Annotated in this window: 14 protein-coding genes and 2 pseudogenes; 5 read left to right on the top strand and 11 right to left on the bottom strand. The window is 63.5% G+C overall.

Annotated elements, in window-relative coordinates; genetic code table 11:
• The 4 genes from HMPREF3173_RS22925 to HMPREF3173_RS22910 form a co-directional block, all read right to left on the bottom strand.
• A partial coding sequence (locus tag HMPREF3173_RS22925; RefSeq protein ID WP_256544545.1) for a methyl-accepting chemotaxis protein occupies positions 1–1,557 on the bottom strand: 1,557 nt, incomplete at its 3' end.
• Positions 1,558–1,722: 165 nt separating this feature from the next.
• The gene (gene ampE, locus HMPREF3173_RS22920; protein ID WP_043207995.1) at positions 1,723–2,553 is read right to left on the bottom strand and encodes a regulatory signaling modulator protein AmpE; all 831 of its coding nucleotides are present in this window, start codon (positions 2,551–2,553) and stop codon (positions 1,723–1,725) included.
• Positions 2,550–3,116: a 1,6-anhydro-N-acetylmuramyl-L-alanine amidase AmpD gene (gene ampD / locus HMPREF3173_RS22915; RefSeq protein WP_070576989.1), complete on the bottom strand. Its 567-nt coding sequence runs from the start codon at positions 3,114–3,116 to the stop codon at positions 2,550–2,552. Before ampD ends, ampE begins: the two co-directional genes overlap by 4 nt.
• A gap of 76 nt (positions 3,117–3,192) precedes the next feature.
• Positions 3,193–5,361 carry a DUF1631 domain-containing protein gene (locus HMPREF3173_RS22910; protein ID WP_070576987.1) on the bottom strand — a complete coding sequence of 723 codons (2,169 nt, stop codon included), beginning with the start codon at positions 5,359–5,361 and terminating at the stop codon, positions 3,193–3,195.
• Between the two features lie 236 nt (positions 5,362–5,597).
• On the opposite strand from HMPREF3173_RS22910, the gene nadC reads away from it, so the two are divergent.
• The gene (gene nadC / locus HMPREF3173_RS22905; protein ID WP_043207989.1) at positions 5,598–6,446 is read left to right on the top strand and encodes a carboxylating nicotinate-nucleotide diphosphorylase; all 849 of its coding nucleotides are present in this window, start codon (positions 5,598–5,600) and stop codon (positions 6,444–6,446) included.
• An 83-nt stretch (positions 6,447–6,529) separates the two neighbouring features.
• On the opposite strand, the gene trxB is transcribed toward nadC, so the two are convergent.
• A complete protein-coding gene (gene trxB / locus HMPREF3173_RS22900; RefSeq protein ID WP_043213848.1) occupies positions 6,530–7,492 on the bottom strand; it encodes a thioredoxin-disulfide reductase in 963 nt (320 codons plus the stop codon).
• Between the two features lie 327 nt (positions 7,493–7,819).
• Between trxB and cysZ the strand changes: the two genes are divergently transcribed.
• The gene (gene cysZ / locus HMPREF3173_RS22895; protein WP_043213846.1) at positions 7,820–8,548 is read left to right on the top strand and encodes a sulfate transporter CysZ; all 729 of its coding nucleotides are present in this window, start codon (positions 7,820–7,822) and stop codon (positions 8,546–8,548) included.
• A 60-nt stretch (positions 8,549–8,608) separates the two neighbouring features.
• Here cysZ and HMPREF3173_RS25420 read toward each other — a convergent pair.
• Both HMPREF3173_RS25420 and HMPREF3173_RS25415 read right to left on the bottom strand, forming a co-directional pair.
• Positions 8,609–9,022 (bottom strand): annotated as a pseudogene (locus tag HMPREF3173_RS25420) (methyl-accepting chemotaxis protein); the annotation flags it as partial.
• 180 nt (positions 9,023–9,202) lie between these two features.
• A pseudogene (locus HMPREF3173_RS25415) lies at positions 9,203–9,835 on the bottom strand (PAS domain-containing protein); the annotation flags it as partial.
• 268 nt (positions 9,836–10,103) lie between these two features.
• Here HMPREF3173_RS25415 and HMPREF3173_RS22885 point away from each other — a divergent pair.
• Positions 10,104–11,321, top strand: coding sequence for a glycosyltransferase family 4 protein (locus HMPREF3173_RS22885; protein WP_070576983.1), 1,218 nt, complete (start codon positions 10,104–10,106; stop codon positions 11,319–11,321).
• A 174-nt stretch (positions 11,322–11,495) separates the two neighbouring features.
• On the opposite strand, the gene HMPREF3173_RS22880 is transcribed toward HMPREF3173_RS22885, so the two are convergent.
• Together HMPREF3173_RS22880 and HMPREF3173_RS22875 are read right to left on the bottom strand one after the other, a co-directional pair.
• On the bottom strand, positions 11,496–11,978 hold the full coding sequence (locus HMPREF3173_RS22880) for a glutathione peroxidase (RefSeq protein WP_043213841.1): 483 nt from the start codon (positions 11,976–11,978) through the stop codon (positions 11,496–11,498).
• A 147-nt stretch (positions 11,979–12,125) separates the two neighbouring features.
• Positions 12,126–12,611: an FKBP-type peptidyl-prolyl cis-trans isomerase gene (locus HMPREF3173_RS22875; RefSeq protein WP_070576981.1), complete on the bottom strand. Its 486-nt coding sequence runs from the start codon at positions 12,609–12,611 to the stop codon at positions 12,126–12,128.
• Between HMPREF3173_RS22875 and HMPREF3173_RS22870 the strand changes: the two genes are divergently transcribed.
• Together HMPREF3173_RS22870 and pta are read left to right on the top strand one after the other, a co-directional pair.
• Positions 12,610–12,912: a DUF3565 domain-containing protein gene (locus HMPREF3173_RS22870; protein ID WP_070576980.1), complete on the top strand. Its 303-nt coding sequence runs from the start codon at positions 12,610–12,612 to the stop codon at positions 12,910–12,912. The two genes, HMPREF3173_RS22875 and HMPREF3173_RS22870, sit on opposite strands and share 2 nt — an antisense overlap.
• A 31-nt stretch (positions 12,913–12,943) precedes the next feature.
• Positions 12,944–15,034, top strand: coding sequence for a phosphate acetyltransferase (gene pta / locus HMPREF3173_RS22865; protein ID WP_070576977.1), 2,091 nt, complete (start codon positions 12,944–12,946; stop codon positions 15,032–15,034).
• Between the two features lie 46 nt (positions 15,035–15,080).
• Here the strand turns inward: pta and HMPREF3173_RS22860 are convergent, their stop codons facing one another.
• Together HMPREF3173_RS22860 and HMPREF3173_RS22855 are read right to left on the bottom strand one after the other, a co-directional pair.
• Positions 15,081–15,800, bottom strand: a complete 720-nt coding sequence (locus tag HMPREF3173_RS22860) for a YiaD family glycine zipper/OmpA-like lipoprotein (protein ID WP_043213831.1) — start codon at positions 15,798–15,800, stop codon at positions 15,081–15,083.
• A gap of 95 nt (positions 15,801–15,895) precedes the next feature.
• Positions 15,896–16,540 carry an MBL fold metallo-hydrolase gene (locus HMPREF3173_RS22855; RefSeq protein ID WP_070576975.1) on the bottom strand — a complete coding sequence of 215 codons (645 nt, stop codon included), beginning with the start codon at positions 16,538–16,540 and terminating at the stop codon, positions 15,896–15,898.
• Positions 16,541–16,668 lie beyond the last annotated feature (128 nt).

Here is a 16,668-nt window from a genome sequence, read left to right as displayed (position 1 = left end):
GAGCGCCAGCAGGTTGGTCTGCTCGGCGATGCTGCGGATCACCTCCAGCACCCGGCCGATGGCCTGGCTGTCACCGGCCAGCTGGTTGACCGCAACCACGCTCTGGTCAATCTCCCCGGCCAGGCGGGTGATGCTGTCCTGCTGGTTTTCCACCAGGCCACGGCCGGTGGCGCTCTCGCGATTGACCTGTTGCGCGCCTTCGGCGGCCAGGGCCGCACTGCGGGCGACCTCCTGGGAAGTGGCGCTCATCTGGTTCATGGCGGTGGCCACTTGTTCGATCTGCTCACGCTGGCCACTGACCGCCTGATTGCTGCGCACCGACACCTCCAGCACCTGCCCGGCTTGCTCCTCGACCGTCGAGACAGTCCGCCCCACCTGATCGATCAGCTCGCGAATGCGCAACACTGTTTGGTTGAAGCCTTGGCCCAGCTCGCCAAGCTCGTCGCGGCTGTGGGCCTTGAAACTCACGGTCATGTCGCCGGCTGCGACCTTGTCCATGGCCGCGCCCAGATTGCCCAAGGTTTGACGGATGGACACATAGAAGCCGCTGTCCAGATAGATGATCAGGGCAAATACCGCCAGCAGCGCGGCGACCAGCGCGATCATGCGCAGGCGGTGCTCGTCCAGGCGATCCTGCAGTTGCACCTGAAGGTGGGCGAGGATGGCGTCGTTGAGACGGTAGGTCTGCACCATCAGGTCGCTGACCTGCTGATAGAACCCAAGCCATGGCGCGTCCAGGGTTTCGGCCATCACCACACGGTCTTCGAATAGGGTCGCGGCCTGTTTCACCGTTGCCTGGCTGGCTTCGGCCAGCACGGCCAAGTCGGTCCTTGCGCGCGGGTCAGCGGCCAGGGCGTCGTCCAGGCGAATGCCGTAGTCGGCAGACAGCCGCTCCAAGCGTTGCAACAAGTCTTCGAAGCGGGCACTGCCGGCCGAATCGATGAAGCCACGGCCCAACGCCATGGCCCCCAATGCCCGCCCTTCGCCCAGGGTCTGGGTTACCTGACCGGTGGCACTGCCTAGCAGCTCGCTCAGATGCCGCACCGAGGCCTGGTGGTCCTGGTCCAGCCCGGATTGACTGGCCACCTGTTTGGTCAGGACCTGGGCCTGAACCAACAGCTTGTCGAACAGGGCCGCCTTGCTTTGCAGGGAGGACTCGTTGCGCGCGCGGGTGAAGATCTCGCTCAGCTCTTCGCGGCGGGCCTTTAGCTGCGGGTCGCTCGTGGGTATCGCCTCGAGCCCTGCGGCGACCTTGTCCTCAAGGGCGCCGATACGCTGCTCCACGTCGCCGGCCTGTCCCGACTGGCCTAACAGGGCGTTGATCTGCAACAGGTTGCCCAGGGTTTCCAGATCGCTACGCAGGGTCAGGGCGCCAGCCAGGGGGCCCAAGCCCTGCAGCTCGACGCCGGTGGCGTGGAATTCGTCGTAGACGTCGCGCACCAGGTAGAAGCTGGTGACCAGCATGGGGACGAAGAACAAAGTGCTGATCAAGCTGAACTTCAAGCCGAAGCTCAGCCGGTCCATCAGGGCGATGGCCGGATAGAGCAAACGCTTCATGCGCATCTCCTTGGATTCTTTTTATTCTGCGAGGTAGCACAAGGCCATTAACGGCCAGGGGACTTGTATAACGCAGATCGAACCCAAGGTTTGTAATTTAAGGTTAAGCGCTGCTTGCGTAGGCCTGGCTCGCTCGATACCAGGCCGACAAGCCGAAGCACGCACTCAGACCAATACCGTCCACAGCGCAAAGCAGGCATACCACAGCACCGCGCAACGCAGCAGCAGCTCCCAGAGGCTGTCCAGACGACCGAGCCCCCGCTGGGTGTCTTCTTCCTCAGGCGCGCTGTCCGCCACGCGTCCGACCCGCGCCACCAGATGCCCCGCACTGATGTGCCAGTTGAGCAGTTCATGCAGCATCACCCGCACCACGGCGACAAAGTTGCCTACCAGGGCAAAGCTCAAGGCCAGCACCCGCACCGGCAACCAGTCCAGGGCATGGCGCAGCTGCTCGGCGCGCTCCTTGAGTGCCGGTTGGCGGCTGTTCTCTACACTCAGCGCCAGCAGGCGATAGGCCAAGGCCGCGCCCGGGCCGAGCAGGAAGTACCAGAAGATCACCGCGAAAAAGCTCTGGTAGGCCTGCCACAGCAAATGCCCCTGCACCCGCACCAACAAGCTAGGGGCATCGTCGGCGGCCAGGCCCAGATCCCGCTCGGCCACATGCAGCGCGGCTTGGTCATCAGCCCGGCGCCAGGCATCTCGAAACGGCCCCAGGGATGCCTTGATGTCGCCACGCCCGAGGCTGTAGATCAGCACCAGCAGGTGCACTGGCAAGGCCAGCAGGCCGTAGGCCACAGGCTCCAGCACGTGCAGCAGCAGCACCAGCAACGCTACGGGCGCCAGCACCAGGATGGCCAGCGTCCACCAGGGATGCACCTTGCCGCTGCGCTCCAGACGTACCAGCTCGCCGATGAAGAACCCGTCACGCTGCAACCGTTGGCGCAGGGCCGAGAACTTCTCGAACCAGAGCACCAACACCAACACCAGAAAGCTCATGCGTCGTCCTCACTGCACTGCAGGGCCGCCCGGTAGCGGCACCAATCGAAAGCCGGGCCCGGGTCGGTCTTGCGCTCCGGGGCGATGTCGCTGTGACCGCAGATACGTCCGAGGTCGATCACAGGCCACGCGCCGCGAATCTGCTCGGTCAGTTGTTTCAAGGTCTGGTACTGGGCGTCGGTGTAGGGCAGCTCATCGGTGCCCTCCAGCTCGATACCAATGGAAAAATCGTTGCAACCCTCGCGCTCGCCGAAGCGCGAAACACCGGCATGCCAGGCACGGTCCAGCAAAGAAACGAACTGGGTCACCGCCCCGTCCCGCTCGATGAACAAGTGCGCTGAGACGGTCAAATGGCAGATGCTTTCGAAGTAGGGGTGTTCGGCGGGATCGAGCCGGTTCTGGAAGAACTGCTGGACTTTGCCGGTGCCGAAACAGGCCGGAGGCAGGCTGATGTTGTGGATAACCAACAGGGAGATGGCTTCGCCTTCAGGGCGCGCGTTGAAATTCGGCGAGGGGCAGTGGGTGACGCCGGAGAACCAGCCAGTCGCACGGTCCAATAGCATGGAGCAGTTCCTGAAATCGCCAGGGAGGAGCCGCCAGTATGCCCCGCGTCCGGCAGGCTTGCATGTAAATGATTGTTCAGCGCGTCTGCTGGCTGCGCAATCGTTCCAGCACAGCGTCCAGCGCGCGCTCGAACAAAAGACCGTCGTCGAGCAGGCGAACCTCACCACGCCGCAGGGCCTGGACCAGTCCGGCGCAGCTCCATTCCCGCACCTTCATGCCGGTACGATTGGCGAAGACATAGCGGTCGCTGCTGTCGATCACCGCCACCAACTTGCAGCGCAGGGGCTCATCGTCATCCATCACTTCTACCCAGGCACCGATGCGCAGCCGCCGCACCTGTCCCAGCTCAGGGCTTTGTCCATCCAGACGCAGCAACGGGCCACAGGCCGATTCATCGGCCACCGCCAGAATGATCTGCTCGGCCACCAAGACCTCATCCAGGTCAGGCGCGCCGTCGGTGGATGAAACGTCACCGCCAGCAAAGGCGCGCAGGTGCAACTGCTCCAGTCGCAGGAAGAACTCCCGGGTCGCGGCGGCTTCGGTGACCACCCCGGCCAAACCGTCGCGCAGGTTCTTGAGCAGCACCGGCACCTGTTGCAACAAGCGCTCCCGCGCCTGTGGATCTCGGTGCGGGGCAATGCTGGCCAGCAGGGCATCGACCGTGTCCAGGCCATCGCGCCAGGCGCTGGAGTCTTCGCCCTCCTTGAGCCAAGCCAGCAGCAAGACCTGGCTCCAACCATGCACCAGCATGTGTACCACCGCGTGCGGCAGCACCCGACCTTGCAGGCGCAGGTTCAGTGCCTGCTGTACCCGTTGCCGGGCTTGCAGCGCCCGGGCGCGCCCCTCTTCGGCGTCACGGGTGCGCTGTTCGAGCAGTTCGTTGCGCCGCCGCTCTTCTTGATTGAACGCGAGAAAATCCTCGAGCAGATCGGCGAACACGCGGGAGTCATCGGTGAAGTCGTTGAGCAGACGCTGGATCACGCGCTCCACGCGCAAATGCAAGCTGTCGCGCACGCCCTCACTACCGCTTTCCCACCCAATCGCGGCGGCGGCAATCTCGTTGAGCAGACGCCGGGCAGGATGACTGGCACGGCTGAACAGGCCTTTATCGAGCAAGGCGACCTTGAGCAGTGGAATGTGCAAGCGAGCGATCAACCCGCGCAGGGATACAGGCAAGTTGTTGTCGGCCTGGATGAAGTCGAACAGCAGACCGACCAGATTGAGGGTGTCTTCGTCAGCCGTGTCGATCCGGCGGCGCGTGCCGCTGCGCACGCTCACCCGCAGCAGCAACTGCTCCAACTGCTGGCCAAGCGAGAAGTCATCCGCCTCGCAGGTGGCCGGTACATAGTGCTGAAGATGCGACAGCAGGCGCAGCAGGTCGGCGGTGCTGATCGGCTGGGCGCTGGCGACCTGCTGCACACGCGGCGCGATTCGGCCTCGGATCGGGGCCAGCAGTGCCTGTACGGAATCAAAGAACGCCTGGCCTGCGCCATCGAGATCCGGCGCTTCGTCGCGCGCCAGCTCGGCTGACAGGCGTTGGACGGATTGGCGATGATCGTCGGCACGACGGCGCGGTGTCGGCTTGAGTTCAGGCAGCACACCGGCGTCGGCCAGCAACTGGTTGGCTTGATCGTACAACTGATCGAGGTCGCGCAATACGTAGCGTTCGAACAGCTTGAGCAAGATCAGCTTGACCCTGCGGGTAACGCCTTGGCTGCGCGCGGCCTCCAGGAAATAACCGCACAAACGGTCCGGCCCCAGGGGGTTGTCCGGCGCCGCCGCGGCGTTGCCGAGCAGGGCTTGCAGGCGCAACGCCAGGTGTTCCAAAGCAAGACCATCGCGCGAAAGCACGCGGGCGACCATGGTTTCGAGGACGGCGGTGCGTGCCAACTGCGCCGAACCGAGCGGGTCCTCGCTGAGGGTGAATGCCGAGGCTTCGACCTGCCCTACCTGGGCAAAGCGGTCATAGAAAGTGTCGAGAAAGCCGCGCTCGATGCTCTTTCGCTTCAGACGCAGGTCGCGCATGGCTTCGAAGTACAGGTTCTGCTCGAAACGATCAGGAGCCTTGTCGGCCATTTCGAAGAGCGTGTCGTCAGCATTATCGAACAATGCCTGCAGCCCTTGGCGCAGCTGCAATCCAGCCTGGTCGCGCACTTGCAGAAGCGGCACCGGGAGGCACGAGGGCGCATGAGCCCCGCGATCGATGGCGACCGCCAAAGGCACCACCTTGCCTTCTTTCTGCATCCCGGACTCCTTGTGGGTGTTTTCGTTGGCGCGATGCCAGTCAAAACCATGACGCCAAATACTGGGCGCATTATCGGTAAAAATTCCGATAGCTACCAGAGCGTTCTTCACACGCCAGCAACTGACACTCCATTCGCCACAATGCTCAGCCGTCCCGACCAAAGGTCAGTCCCGTTGCCGCTGTACACGCCGCCCCCCTGCCCTATAATCGCCGCACCTAGCTTGTGGAGCCGACCATGCCGAACCTACGCCTCGCCGACCTGACCGCCGAAATCGAAGCCAACGTGCGCCGCGCGCTGCTCGAAGACATCGGCAGTGGCGACATCACCGCCCAGCTGATTCCGGCCGAGCGCCTGGCCAAGGCAACCATCATCACCCGTGAGGACTGCACCATCGCCGGTACCGCCTGGGTCGATGCGGTGTTCCGCCAGCTCGACCCGCGGGTCGCGGTGCATTGGCAGGTGTCCGATGGCGATCGGGCCACGCCCAACCAGGCGCTGTTCCACCTCGAAGGCCCGGCACGCTCGCTGCTCAGCGGCGAACGCACGGCGCTGAACTTCCTGCAGATGCTGTCGGGTGTGGCGACCCGGGCGCGCTTTCTCGCGGACTTGGTACAGGGCACCCAGGTGCGCCTGCTCGACACCCGCAAGACCCTCCCCGGCCTGCGTCTGGCGCAGAAATACGCAGTCACCTGCGGCGGCTGCCACAACCACCGCATCGGCCTGTACGACGCGTTCCTGATCAAGGAAAACCATATCGCCGCCAGCGGCGGGGTGGCCGAGGCCGTCAACGCAGCGCACCGCATCGCGCCGGGCAAGCCTGTGGAAATCGAGGTCGAAAGCCTGGACGAGCTGCGCCAGGCCTTGGCGGCCGGCGCCGACATCATCATGCTCGATGAACTCACCCTCGATGAAATGCGCGAAGCCGTGCGCATCACCGCTGGCAAGGCCAAGCTCGAGGCCAGCGGCGGCGTGAACGAAAGCACGCTGCGGGTGATCGCCGAGACCGGCGTGGACTACATTTCCATCGGCGCCATGACCAAGGACGTGAAGGCGGTGGACCTGTCGATGCGCCTTAGCCTGTAAGGCTTTTTCAAGACACAAAAAAACCGGCCATCTAGCCGGTTTTTTTGTAGGGGGCCAAAGCCCCGGTGGACGCTGGCGAAGCCTTAGAACGAAGCGTTCGCCAGGCCGTCCAGGTAACGCTCCACGTCCAGTGCAGCCATGCAGCCGGCACCGGCGGAGGTGATCGCCTGGCGATAGACGTGGTCGGCCACGTCGCCAGCCGCGAACACACCTTCGACGTTGGTGGCGGTAGCGTTGCCTTCACGGCCGCCGTTGACCACCAGGTAGCCGTCCTTGAGGGTCAGCTGGCCTTCGAACAGCGAGGTGTTCGGGGTGTGGCCAATGGCGATGAACACGCCGTCGACCTTGATTTCGTCGCTGCTACCGTCGTTGTTCTTCAGGCGCGCACCGGTCACACCCATGTCGTCACCGAGCACTTCATCCAGAGTGGCGTTGAGCTTGAGCTCGATCTTGCCTTCGGCCACACGGGCGTGCAGCTTGTCGACCAGAATCTTCTCGGCGCGGAAGGTATCGCGGCGGTGGACCAACGTCACCTTGCTGGCGATGTTGGCCAGGTACAGGGCTTCTTCCACGGCGGTGTTGCCACCACCCACCACGGCAACCGGCTTGTTGCGGTAGAAGAAACCGTCGCAGGTTGCGCAGGCCGAAACGCCTTTGCCCATGAAAGTCTCTTCCGACGGCAGCCCCAGGTAGCGAGCGCTGGCACCGGTGGCGATGATCAGGGCGTCGCAGGTGTAGGTGCCGCTGTCGCCGCGCAGGGTGAACGGCTTGTTGGCCAGGTCCACGGCATTGATGTGGTCGAAGACGATCTCGGTCTCGAAGCGCTCGGCATGCTCCTGCATGCGCTGCATCAGGGCCGGGCCGGTCAGGCCGTGGGGGTCGCCCGGCCAGTTGTCGACTTCGGTGGTGGTGGTCAGCTGACCGCCGGCCTGCATGCCGGTGATCAGCAGCGGCTTCAAGTTGGCACGGGCGGCATAGACCGCTGCGCTGTAACCGGCCGGGCCGGAACCGAGGATGATGACGCGCGAATGACGTACTTCAGACATGTCGAACTCCTGTCGAGACGGCCGCTGGGCCGGCGTCGGGGCACCGGCAGTGCCGGCTGGAATGAAAAGGGACCTACGCAGCGCTTGGGGAAGCCTATGACGCGCAGATCCGAAACCAAAAAGTTGAGCGCACTGTAGCGAGGTCGCAGAGATTAAGGAAATATCCTTCGACAATCCACCTTATAGGCTGCCTCTATCTCCCAACCGAACCGATAGAAAATCTTCCCTCGCTTTTGTTACAGCCCGTTGCTCCCGCGCCAGGCGGCTTTCGTCGAGGCCTCAAACTCGGTAAGGTCAGCGCGTTTTCCCCTGATCCGGAGCGTCTCGATGCAAGCCCCTGTCCTCTCTGGCCCACAGTACCTGCGCGAAGGGCTGAAACTGGTCATGAGCCCCAGCCTGCGCCTGTTCGTGCTGCTGCCGCTGACGGTCAACCTGTTGCTGTTCGGCGGGCTGATCTACTTCGCAGGGCATCAGTTCAGCCTGTGGGTCGATACCCTGATGCCCACCCTGCCGAGCTGGCTGAGCTTTCTGACCTACATTCTGTGGCCACTGTTCGTCGCCTTGGTGATCCTCATGGTGTTCTTCACCTTCACCCTGGTGGCCAACGTCATCGCCGCGCCCTTCAATGGGTTTCTGGCCGAAAAGGTCGAGGTGGTGGTCCGCGGGCAGGATAACTTCCCCGCGTTCAGCTGGGGCGAGCTGATCGCCATGGTGCCACGCACCTTCGGCCGTGAAATGCGCAAGCTAGGCTACTTTCTGCCACGGGCCATCGGCCTGTTCATCCTGTCTTTGATCCCAGTGGTCAACGTGGTGGCCGCCCCGTTGTGGCTGATCTTCGGGGTCTGGATGATGGCCATCCAGTACATCGACTACCCGGCGGACAACAACAAGATGAGCTGGCAGGACATGCTCGCTTGGCTGCGCGAAAAGCGCTGGCAGTCACTGGGCTTTGGCGGCATCACCTACCTGGCGCTGATGATCCCGCTGGTGAACGTGGTGATGATGCCAGCCGCCGTGGCGGGCGCGACCTTGTTCTGGGTGCGCGAGCGTAGCTGACCCAGCGAGGGGGCGCGCTGCGCCCCTTGCGCGGTTACCCCGCCCCCACAGGGCGTGGCATCAATGATTCAACTGGCTGGAAAACTGCCCCACCGCATCCACCACCTTCTTCGCCCCGTCCTGGATTTCGACGATCACGCTGCCGGTTTCGGCAGCCAGGGTCAGGCCTTGCTCGGCCTGGCGCTTGCTGGTGTCGATGATGTCCACCGCCGCCTGAGCCAATTGTTCGTTCTGCTGCACTACCTTGGCGATCTCGTCGGTGGCGGTGCTGGTGCGCGAGGCGAGCTGGCGCACTTCGTCGGCGACCACGGCGAACCCGCGTCCCTGCTCCCCCGCGCGCGCCGCTTCGATGGCGGCGTTGAGCGCGAGCAGGTTGGTCTGCCCGGCAATGTCGCTGATGGTCTTGATGATCGAGCCGATCACCCGGGACTGGGTGTCCAGTGCCTGGATACCTTGGGCGGCATCCTGCATGGAGCTCTCCAGACCACGCATGACATCTACGGTCTGGGTGACCACTTCGGTCGCCTTGCGGGCACTGGCGTCGGTACCCAACGAGGTGTTGTAGGCGATGTCCGCAGCCTGGGCCACGGCCAGTTCCTGGTTCACCTGGTCGGTGATCACGGTGGCGAATTTGACCACTTTGTACAGCACGTCATGGGCGTCGATGATCGGGTTATAGGACGCTTCCAGCCACACGGTCCGGCCATGGGCATCCACGCGTTTGAAACGATCAGCGACGAATTCGCCCCGGCGCAGCTTGTCCCAGAACGCCTGGTAAGCCGGCGAATTGGCCTCTTCCGGTTCGCAGAACATGCGGTGTGGCTTGCCACGCACCTGCTCCAGGGTGTAACCCATCGCGTTAAGGAAGCGGTCGTTGGCGGTGAGCACTTCGCCTTGCAGGTTGAACTCGATCAGGGCGGTGGAGCGCATCAGGGCCTTGATCAGGCTCTCGTGCTCACGGGAGGCCTCGATGGTGCGGGTCAAGTCGCTCGAATGCATGCTGAAATGCTTGATCCGCCCATCGCTGCTCTTGACCGGCTGCAGGATCGAGCGGAGCCAGGCTTCCTCGCCGTTGCCGCGTAGCAGGCGGAACGCGCCGTTGAGGTGTTCGCCACGGGTGATGGCGCCTTTCATGCGGTGATAGAAGTCCAGCTCCTTCACATGAGGCGGCACGATTTCTTCGATGTTGCGCCCGATCAACTGCCCGGCGCTGTACAGCATCTCCTTTTCGAAGTTGCTGTTGACCGACTCGATGCGCCCGTGGGGGTCGAGCTGAAGCACCAACATCTCGCTGTCCAAGCTGCTTTTGACTTGCTCGACGGACATCAGGTCCTCGCGCAGCTGTTGGATTTCTTTCTTGAGTTTGCTGTTGAACATGACCGCTCTCCCGGAGCGCACCTCGAGTGTCGAATACATCTGCATCGGCTGGTCCTGGGGGATTCTTGAGTACCCCGCAGGGGAAATTTCCAAGCATTTCCCCTTCAAAAAAATGGCGTCACCCGGCCGTCACAATGACGTCACAGAACCGCAACGCGGCGGGTGGAAACTTTTTGTCATGAATAGACCGCCCCTACGTATCACCCTTGTCAGCGAGACGTTTCCACCCGAGATCAACGGCGTGGCCAATACCCTCGGACGCCTCATCGAAGGGCTGCGCCAACGTGGTCATCAGGTCGAGCTGGTGCGCCCAAGACAGGCCAGCGACACCTCACAGAGTGAAGGGGATGATCTGCTGCTCTGCCGGGGCTGGCCACTGCCGGGTTACCCAGGCCTGCAATGGGGCGAGATCACCAAGCGCACACTGCTGCGCCGCTGGCGCAAGCACCGCCCGGACGTGCTCTACATCGCCACCGAAGGGCCGCTGGGCCTCAGCGCACTGCGTGCGGCGCGGCAGTTGGGGGTTGCCGTGATCAGCGGCTTTCATACCAATTTCCAACAATATTCGCGGCAGTACGGCCTGGGCCTGCTGACGCGCCTGCTCACTCATTACCTGCGCTGGTTTCACCGGCGCACCGCCATCACCCTGGTGCCGAGCGCGAGCCAGCGCCTGGAGCTGGAGCGCCGTGGTTTCGAGCGCCTGGCGCTCATGGCCCGCGGTGTCGACGCCTGCCTGTTCAATCCGGCCCGGCGCAGCCAGGCGTTGCGCGAGCGCTGGGGACTGGGCGCGGACGACATTGCCGTGCTGCACGTGGGGCGGCTGGCCGCGGAAAAGAACCTAGGGCTGCTTCCACCGTGCATGGAGGCCTTGCGCAAGGCTTATCCACAGCGCCGCATGCGCCTGGTCATCGTCGGCGACGGCCCCCAGCGCGAGACGCTCGAACAGCAGTTGCCCGACGCCGTGTTCTGTGGCGCCCAGCGGGGCGAGGTATTGGCCGAGCACTATGCCAGCGGTGACTTGTTCCTGTTTCCGAGTCTGACCGAAACCTTCGGCAACGTTGTTCTCGAGGCCCTCGCCTCGGGCCTGGCGGTGGTTGCCTATGACGAAGCGGCGGCCGCCCAGCACATCCGCCACGGGCACAGCGGCGCGTTGGCAATGCCGGGCGACCAGGCGGCGTTCATCGACGCGGCCTGCTGGCTGATGGAAGAGCAGGAAACCTTGCGCAGAGTACGTCTGAATGCCCGCCAGCACGCTAGTCGCCAGGGCTGGCCGGCGATCGTCGAGCAGTTCGAAGGGTACCTGGCCAGTGCTTGTCGCCAGGCAGGGATGATGAATACTGAGCCTGTAAAGACGGATCTGGCGATCAAGCGAGGCTCGACCACACCGCGCAGCTGAGCGCTCGTCGGACTCAAAACGGTGGTCATTCGCGAGTAAACCCGCTCTCACAGGCCTGCGCCGGCCTTCAGGCTGGCAGAGCCCCTGGGGGAGCGGGTTTACCCGCGATGGACTGCGCAGTAGGGCCGCCGTTGTTTGGCGACTCGCAGGACTGAAGCCCCGGATCGATAGGACTCAGGCCAGCGCCTTCTCGATCGCCTGGACCACCGTCGGGTCATCCGGCGTGGTACGCGGTGCGAAACGCGCCAGGACCCGGCCATCCTTGCCGACCAGGAATTTCTCGAAGTTCCAGGTGATATCTCCGGGGAATTCGGCCCCCTCACCCGCTAGCAGACGGTACAGCGAATGACGCTGCGGCCCGTTGACTTCGAGCTTGGCCCCCAACGGGAAGCTCACGCCGTAGTTGAGGCTGCAGAACGCCTGGATTTCCTCCTCGCTGCCCGGCTCTTGCCCGGCGAACTGGTTGCAAGGCAAACCGAGGACGTTGAAGCCTTTGTCCTTGTAATCCTGGTACAGGTTCTCCAGGGCTTTGTATTGCGGTGTCAAACCACACTTGGAGGCGACATTGACCACCAACACCACCTGGCCCTTGAACGGTGCAAGGGGCAGATCCTCGCCGTTCAGCGCCTTCAACGTCAGGTCGTGAAATGCACTCATGATGACTCCCCTCTCAGGTTCCCGGTTGTCGCAGGGGCGAAAGGCGCCCACTAAAAAGGCGCGCGGTCAAACCGTCCACACCTTCCCCAAGGAAGGCAAGTCGGCTTGCCCGAGCGCCTGGCGACTCTCTGAGCTTAGCGCAGAAAATCAGTGGTGATGGCCACCTTCACCGTGGATGTGGCGGTGAGCGATTTCTTCGTCGCTGGCGTCACGCACATTGACCACCTTGACCTTGAAGTTCAGGCGCTGGCCGGCCAGCGGGTGGTTGCCGTCGACAGTGATGTCGTCGCCGTCGATGTCGCGGATGGTGACGATCTGCATCTGGCCGTCCGGTGCCGAAGCGTGGAACTGCATGCCCACTTCCAGTTGATCGACGCCTTCGAACAGGCTGCGGTTGAGGGTGCTGACCAGTTCGGCCAGGTACTCGCCGTAGGCCTCTTCAGGCTCGACGCTGACGTTCAGTTCGTCGCCGGCCTGCTTGCCTTCCAGGGCTTTTTCCAGGCCTGGAATGATGTTGGAGGCACCGTGCAGGTACACCAGCGGAGCACCGCCGGCGGAACTGTCGATGACCTCCCCGGCGTCGTTGGTCAGGGTATAGTCGATGGAGACAGCCTTGTTGGCGGCAATCAGCATGGGGCAAGACCTTTTGCAAAAGAATGTAGAGCGAATAAGTGTAACCAAGGCATCGCCCGATTGCGAACGCCCCTCGGACATTGAGCGCCCCGTCAGTCGGGTGACAGGGTTTCACCAGGACGAAGACGGCCACTGGGTAGTTGAGCTTTCCTGCGGCCATACCCAGCACCTGCGCCACCAACCGCCCTGGCAGGGCAGGCCCTGGGTGCTCGATGCCCAAGAGCGCGAACGGCACATCGGCCAGGTATTTGCCTGCGGCTGGTGCGCCCAGGGTACCGATAGCGATACCCTTGGCCGTTGATCCCTTGCACCGCTTATTTCGAGAAGCACGCATGCAGACATTTTTCATCGCGCCGACAGATTTTGGTGTCGGCCTGACATCCATCAGCCTCGGCCTGGTCCGCACCCTCGAGCGCGGCGGCCTGAAGGTCGGCTTCTTCAAGCCGATCGCCCAGCACCACCCTGGCGACACAGGCCCGGAGCGCTCCAGCGAACTGGTCGCCCGCACCCATGGCATCCGCCCGCCCCCCCCCCTGAGCCTGGCCCAGGTCGAGCGCATGCTCGGCGATGGCCAGTTGGACGAGTTGCTCGAGGAAATCATCCGCCTGTACCAGCAGGCATGCATCGGCAACGACGTGGTGGTGGTCGAGGGCATGGTGCCCACCCGCCATGCCAGCTACGCGGCCCGGGTCAACCTGCACCTGGCCAAGAGCCTGGACGCCGAGGTGATCCTGGTGTCGGCACCGGAAAACGAAGTACTCAGCGAGCTGTCCGGCCGTGTCGAACTGCAGGCCCAGCTGTTCGGTGGTCCGCGCGATCCGAAGGTGCTCGGCGTGGTCCTGAACAAGGTTCGCACCGAAGAGAGCATGGCCGACTTCGCCACCCGCCTGCGCGAACACTCGCCCCTGCTGCGCGGCGATGACTTCCGCCTGCTCGGCTGCATCCCCTACCAGGCCGAGCTCAATGCCCCACGGACCCGCGATGTGGCCGAGCTGCTAGGCGCCCAAGTGCTCAATGCCGGCGACTACGAACAGCGCCGCATGAACACCATCATCATCTGCGCCCGCACCGTGGCCAACACCGTGCCGCTGCTCAAGCCGGGCACGTTGGTGGTGACGCCGGGTGACCGCGACGACATCATCCTCGCGGTGAGCCTGGCGGCGATCAATGGGGTCCCGTTGGCGGGCCTGCTGCTGACCAGCGACAGCAAGCCGGACCCACGCATCCTGGAACTGTGCCGCGGCGCCCTGCAGGCAGGCCTGCCGATCCTGTCGGTGAGCACCGGCTCCTACGACACCGCCAATCGCCTTAACTCACTCAACCGCGAAATCCCGATCGATGACCGCGAACGCGCCGAGTTCATCACTGACTTCGTCGCCAGCCACCTGGATGCCGCCTGGCTGCATCAGCGTTGTGGCACACCACGCGAGTTGCGCCTGTCACCGGCGGTGTTCCGCTACCAGTTGATCCAGCGCGCCCAGCAAGCCAACAAGCGCATCGTCCTGCCCGAAGGCGCCGAGCCGCTGCTGGTGCAGGCCGCCGCCATCTGCCAGGCACGGGGCATCGCCCGTTGCGTGCTACTGGCCAAGCCCGAGGACGTCCAGGCGGTCGCCCGCGCCCAGGGCATCACTCTGCCACCGGATCTCGAGGTGCTCGATCCGGAGCTGATCCGCGGCCGCTACGTCGAGCCCATGGTCGAGCTGCGCAAGAGCCGGAATCTCAACGCTCCCATGGCCGAACAGCAACTGGAAGATCCGGTGGTGATCGGCACCATGATGCTGGCGCTCGACGAGGTCGATGGGCTGGTGTCAGGGCTGGTCCATTCGACTGCCAATACCATCCGCCCTGCCCTGCAATTGATCAAGACCGCTCCCGGCAGCAGCCTGGTATCGTCGGTGTTCTTCATGCTCTTCCCCGAGCAGGTGCTGGTCTACGGCGACTGCGTGATGAACCCGCACCCCAGCGCTGCGGAACTGGCCGAGATTGCCCGGCAGAGTGCCGAATCGGCCCAGGCCTTCGGCATTGCCCCACGGGTGGCGATGCTCAGCTACTCCAGCGATTCGGCCGCCAGCGACGAGGAAGTGGAAAAGGTACGTGAGGCCACCCGCCTGGCGCAGCAGGCCGAGCACGACCTGGTGATCGACGGCCCGTTGCAGTACGACGCCGCCGCCAACCCCGAAATCGCTCGTCAGCTGGCACCGGCAAGCCCTGTGGCCGGGCGGGCGACGGTGTTCGTCTTCCCGGACCTGAACACCGGCAACACCACGCACAAGGCCGTGCAACGCAGCGCCGACTGCGTCAGCCTCGGCCCGATGCTGCAAGGGTTGCGCAAGCCGGTGAACGACCTGCCACGCGGGGCTCAGGTAGACGATATCGTCCACACCATCGCCTTGACCGCGATTCAGGCCAGTACCGTGCGCTGAAATGAACAGGGGCCGCTATGCGGCCCCTGTCATGTGTGTCTGACGCTTACGGGTACTGCTGGACAGTGCCCTGCTGATCGTACTGCTGACCCGGAATCGGCTTGAGGTTGACCTCTACACGACGGTTCTGCGCACGGCCATTGGCGTCGGCGTTGCTGGCGATCGGCTGGTCCGGGCCCATGCCGCGCACGCTGACGCGGGACGGGTCGACGCCCTGGGAAGTCAGGTAGCTGCTGACGGCCTGGGCGCGACGCTGGGACAGGTCCATGTTGTGCTGGCGGCTGCCAGTGCTGTCGGTAAAGCCGACCACCTCGATGGTGTTCTGATTGAACTGCTTGAACGAGTTGGCCAGATTGTTCAGCGGCGAGTAGAAGCTTGGGGAGATGTTCGCCGAATCGGTGGCGAAGGTGATGTTGCCCGGCATGATCAGCTTGATCTGGTCGCCTTGGCGCTGCACTTCGACACCGGTATTGGCCATCTTGGCGCGCAGCTCGGCTTCCTGTTTGTCGGCATAGTAACCATAGCCAGCAGCGGCGGCGCCCACTGCGGCGGCGCCGATCAGCGCGCCCTTGCCACGGTTGTTGTGATCGATGGCAGCGCCAGCGATGGCACCGGCCAGCGCACCCAGGCCACCATACTTGGCGGTCTTGCTCATCCCGGTGGAGCCCTGCGCCTGGCCCTGGCTGTCATAGGGGTTCTGGCCGGCACAGCCGGTCATCAGGGCAGCAGCGGTAGCGACGATAATCAGACGACGCATGGTGAACATGGACAAGCTCCTACAGAAATTCGAAAGTGCAAAAGGTCGTGGATGGCCCTATGCCAGCCTTGGACCGAAGCGAGGCGGAATAATTCCGTGAAACCTCACGCCCGCACGAAAGGATTTTCGCGCATTTCGTCGCCAAGACGAGTATCCGGGCCATGGCCGGTCACCACCACCGCTTCCTCGTCCAGGCGATAGAGCCGCTCCTTGATGGAACGGACGATCGCCCGCTGGTCCCCACCCCACAAATCGGTGCGACCGATTCCCCGGCGGAACAACGTGTCACCTGCGATCAGCAGCTTGGCATCGGCGAACCAGAAGCTCATCGAGCCCGGTGTGTGTCCCGGCGTATGCAACGCCACACCGCAGCCACAAGCCAGTTCCTCGTCGTCTCCCAACCAGCGGTCCGGTGGCGGCACCGGCGTGTAGGGCACGCCGAACATCTGGCATTGCATCTGAAGGTTGTCCCACAAAGGCTGGTCGTCCTTGTGCAGATGCAAAGTCGCGCCAGTCAGTTCCTTGAGTTTGCCCGAGGCGAGGAAGTGATCGAAGTGGGCATGGGTATGGATGATGCTCACCAAGGTCAGGCCATGGGCCTGCAGGCGGGAGAGAATTTTCTCCGGATCGCCCCCCGGGTCGACCACGATTGCCTTCTTGCTGATCGGATCGCCGATCAGGGTGCAGTTGCACTGTAACGGGCCGACGGGGAAGGTTTCCCGGATAAGGCTGGGAGATTGCGGATTCATGTGCGTTTGGTCCTGCTTGCGTTCAGGCAGAAACCATACAAGAAAAACCCCAGGCTCCCCATACCAACAACAGAGAACTGAAGAGCAACTGTCTCGCTTCGTGGCGCCTTCTTCGCGGGTAAACTCGC

It is taken from the genome of Pseudomonas sp. HMSC08G10 (genome assembly GCF_001808425.1).
In the GTDB taxonomy this organism is placed as follows: Bacteria; Pseudomonadota; Gammaproteobacteria; order Pseudomonadales; family Pseudomonadaceae; genus Aquipseudomonas; species Aquipseudomonas guariconensis.
Note: the sequence above shows the minus strand (reverse complement) of the source record. Positions and strands in the feature narration are given on the sequence as shown.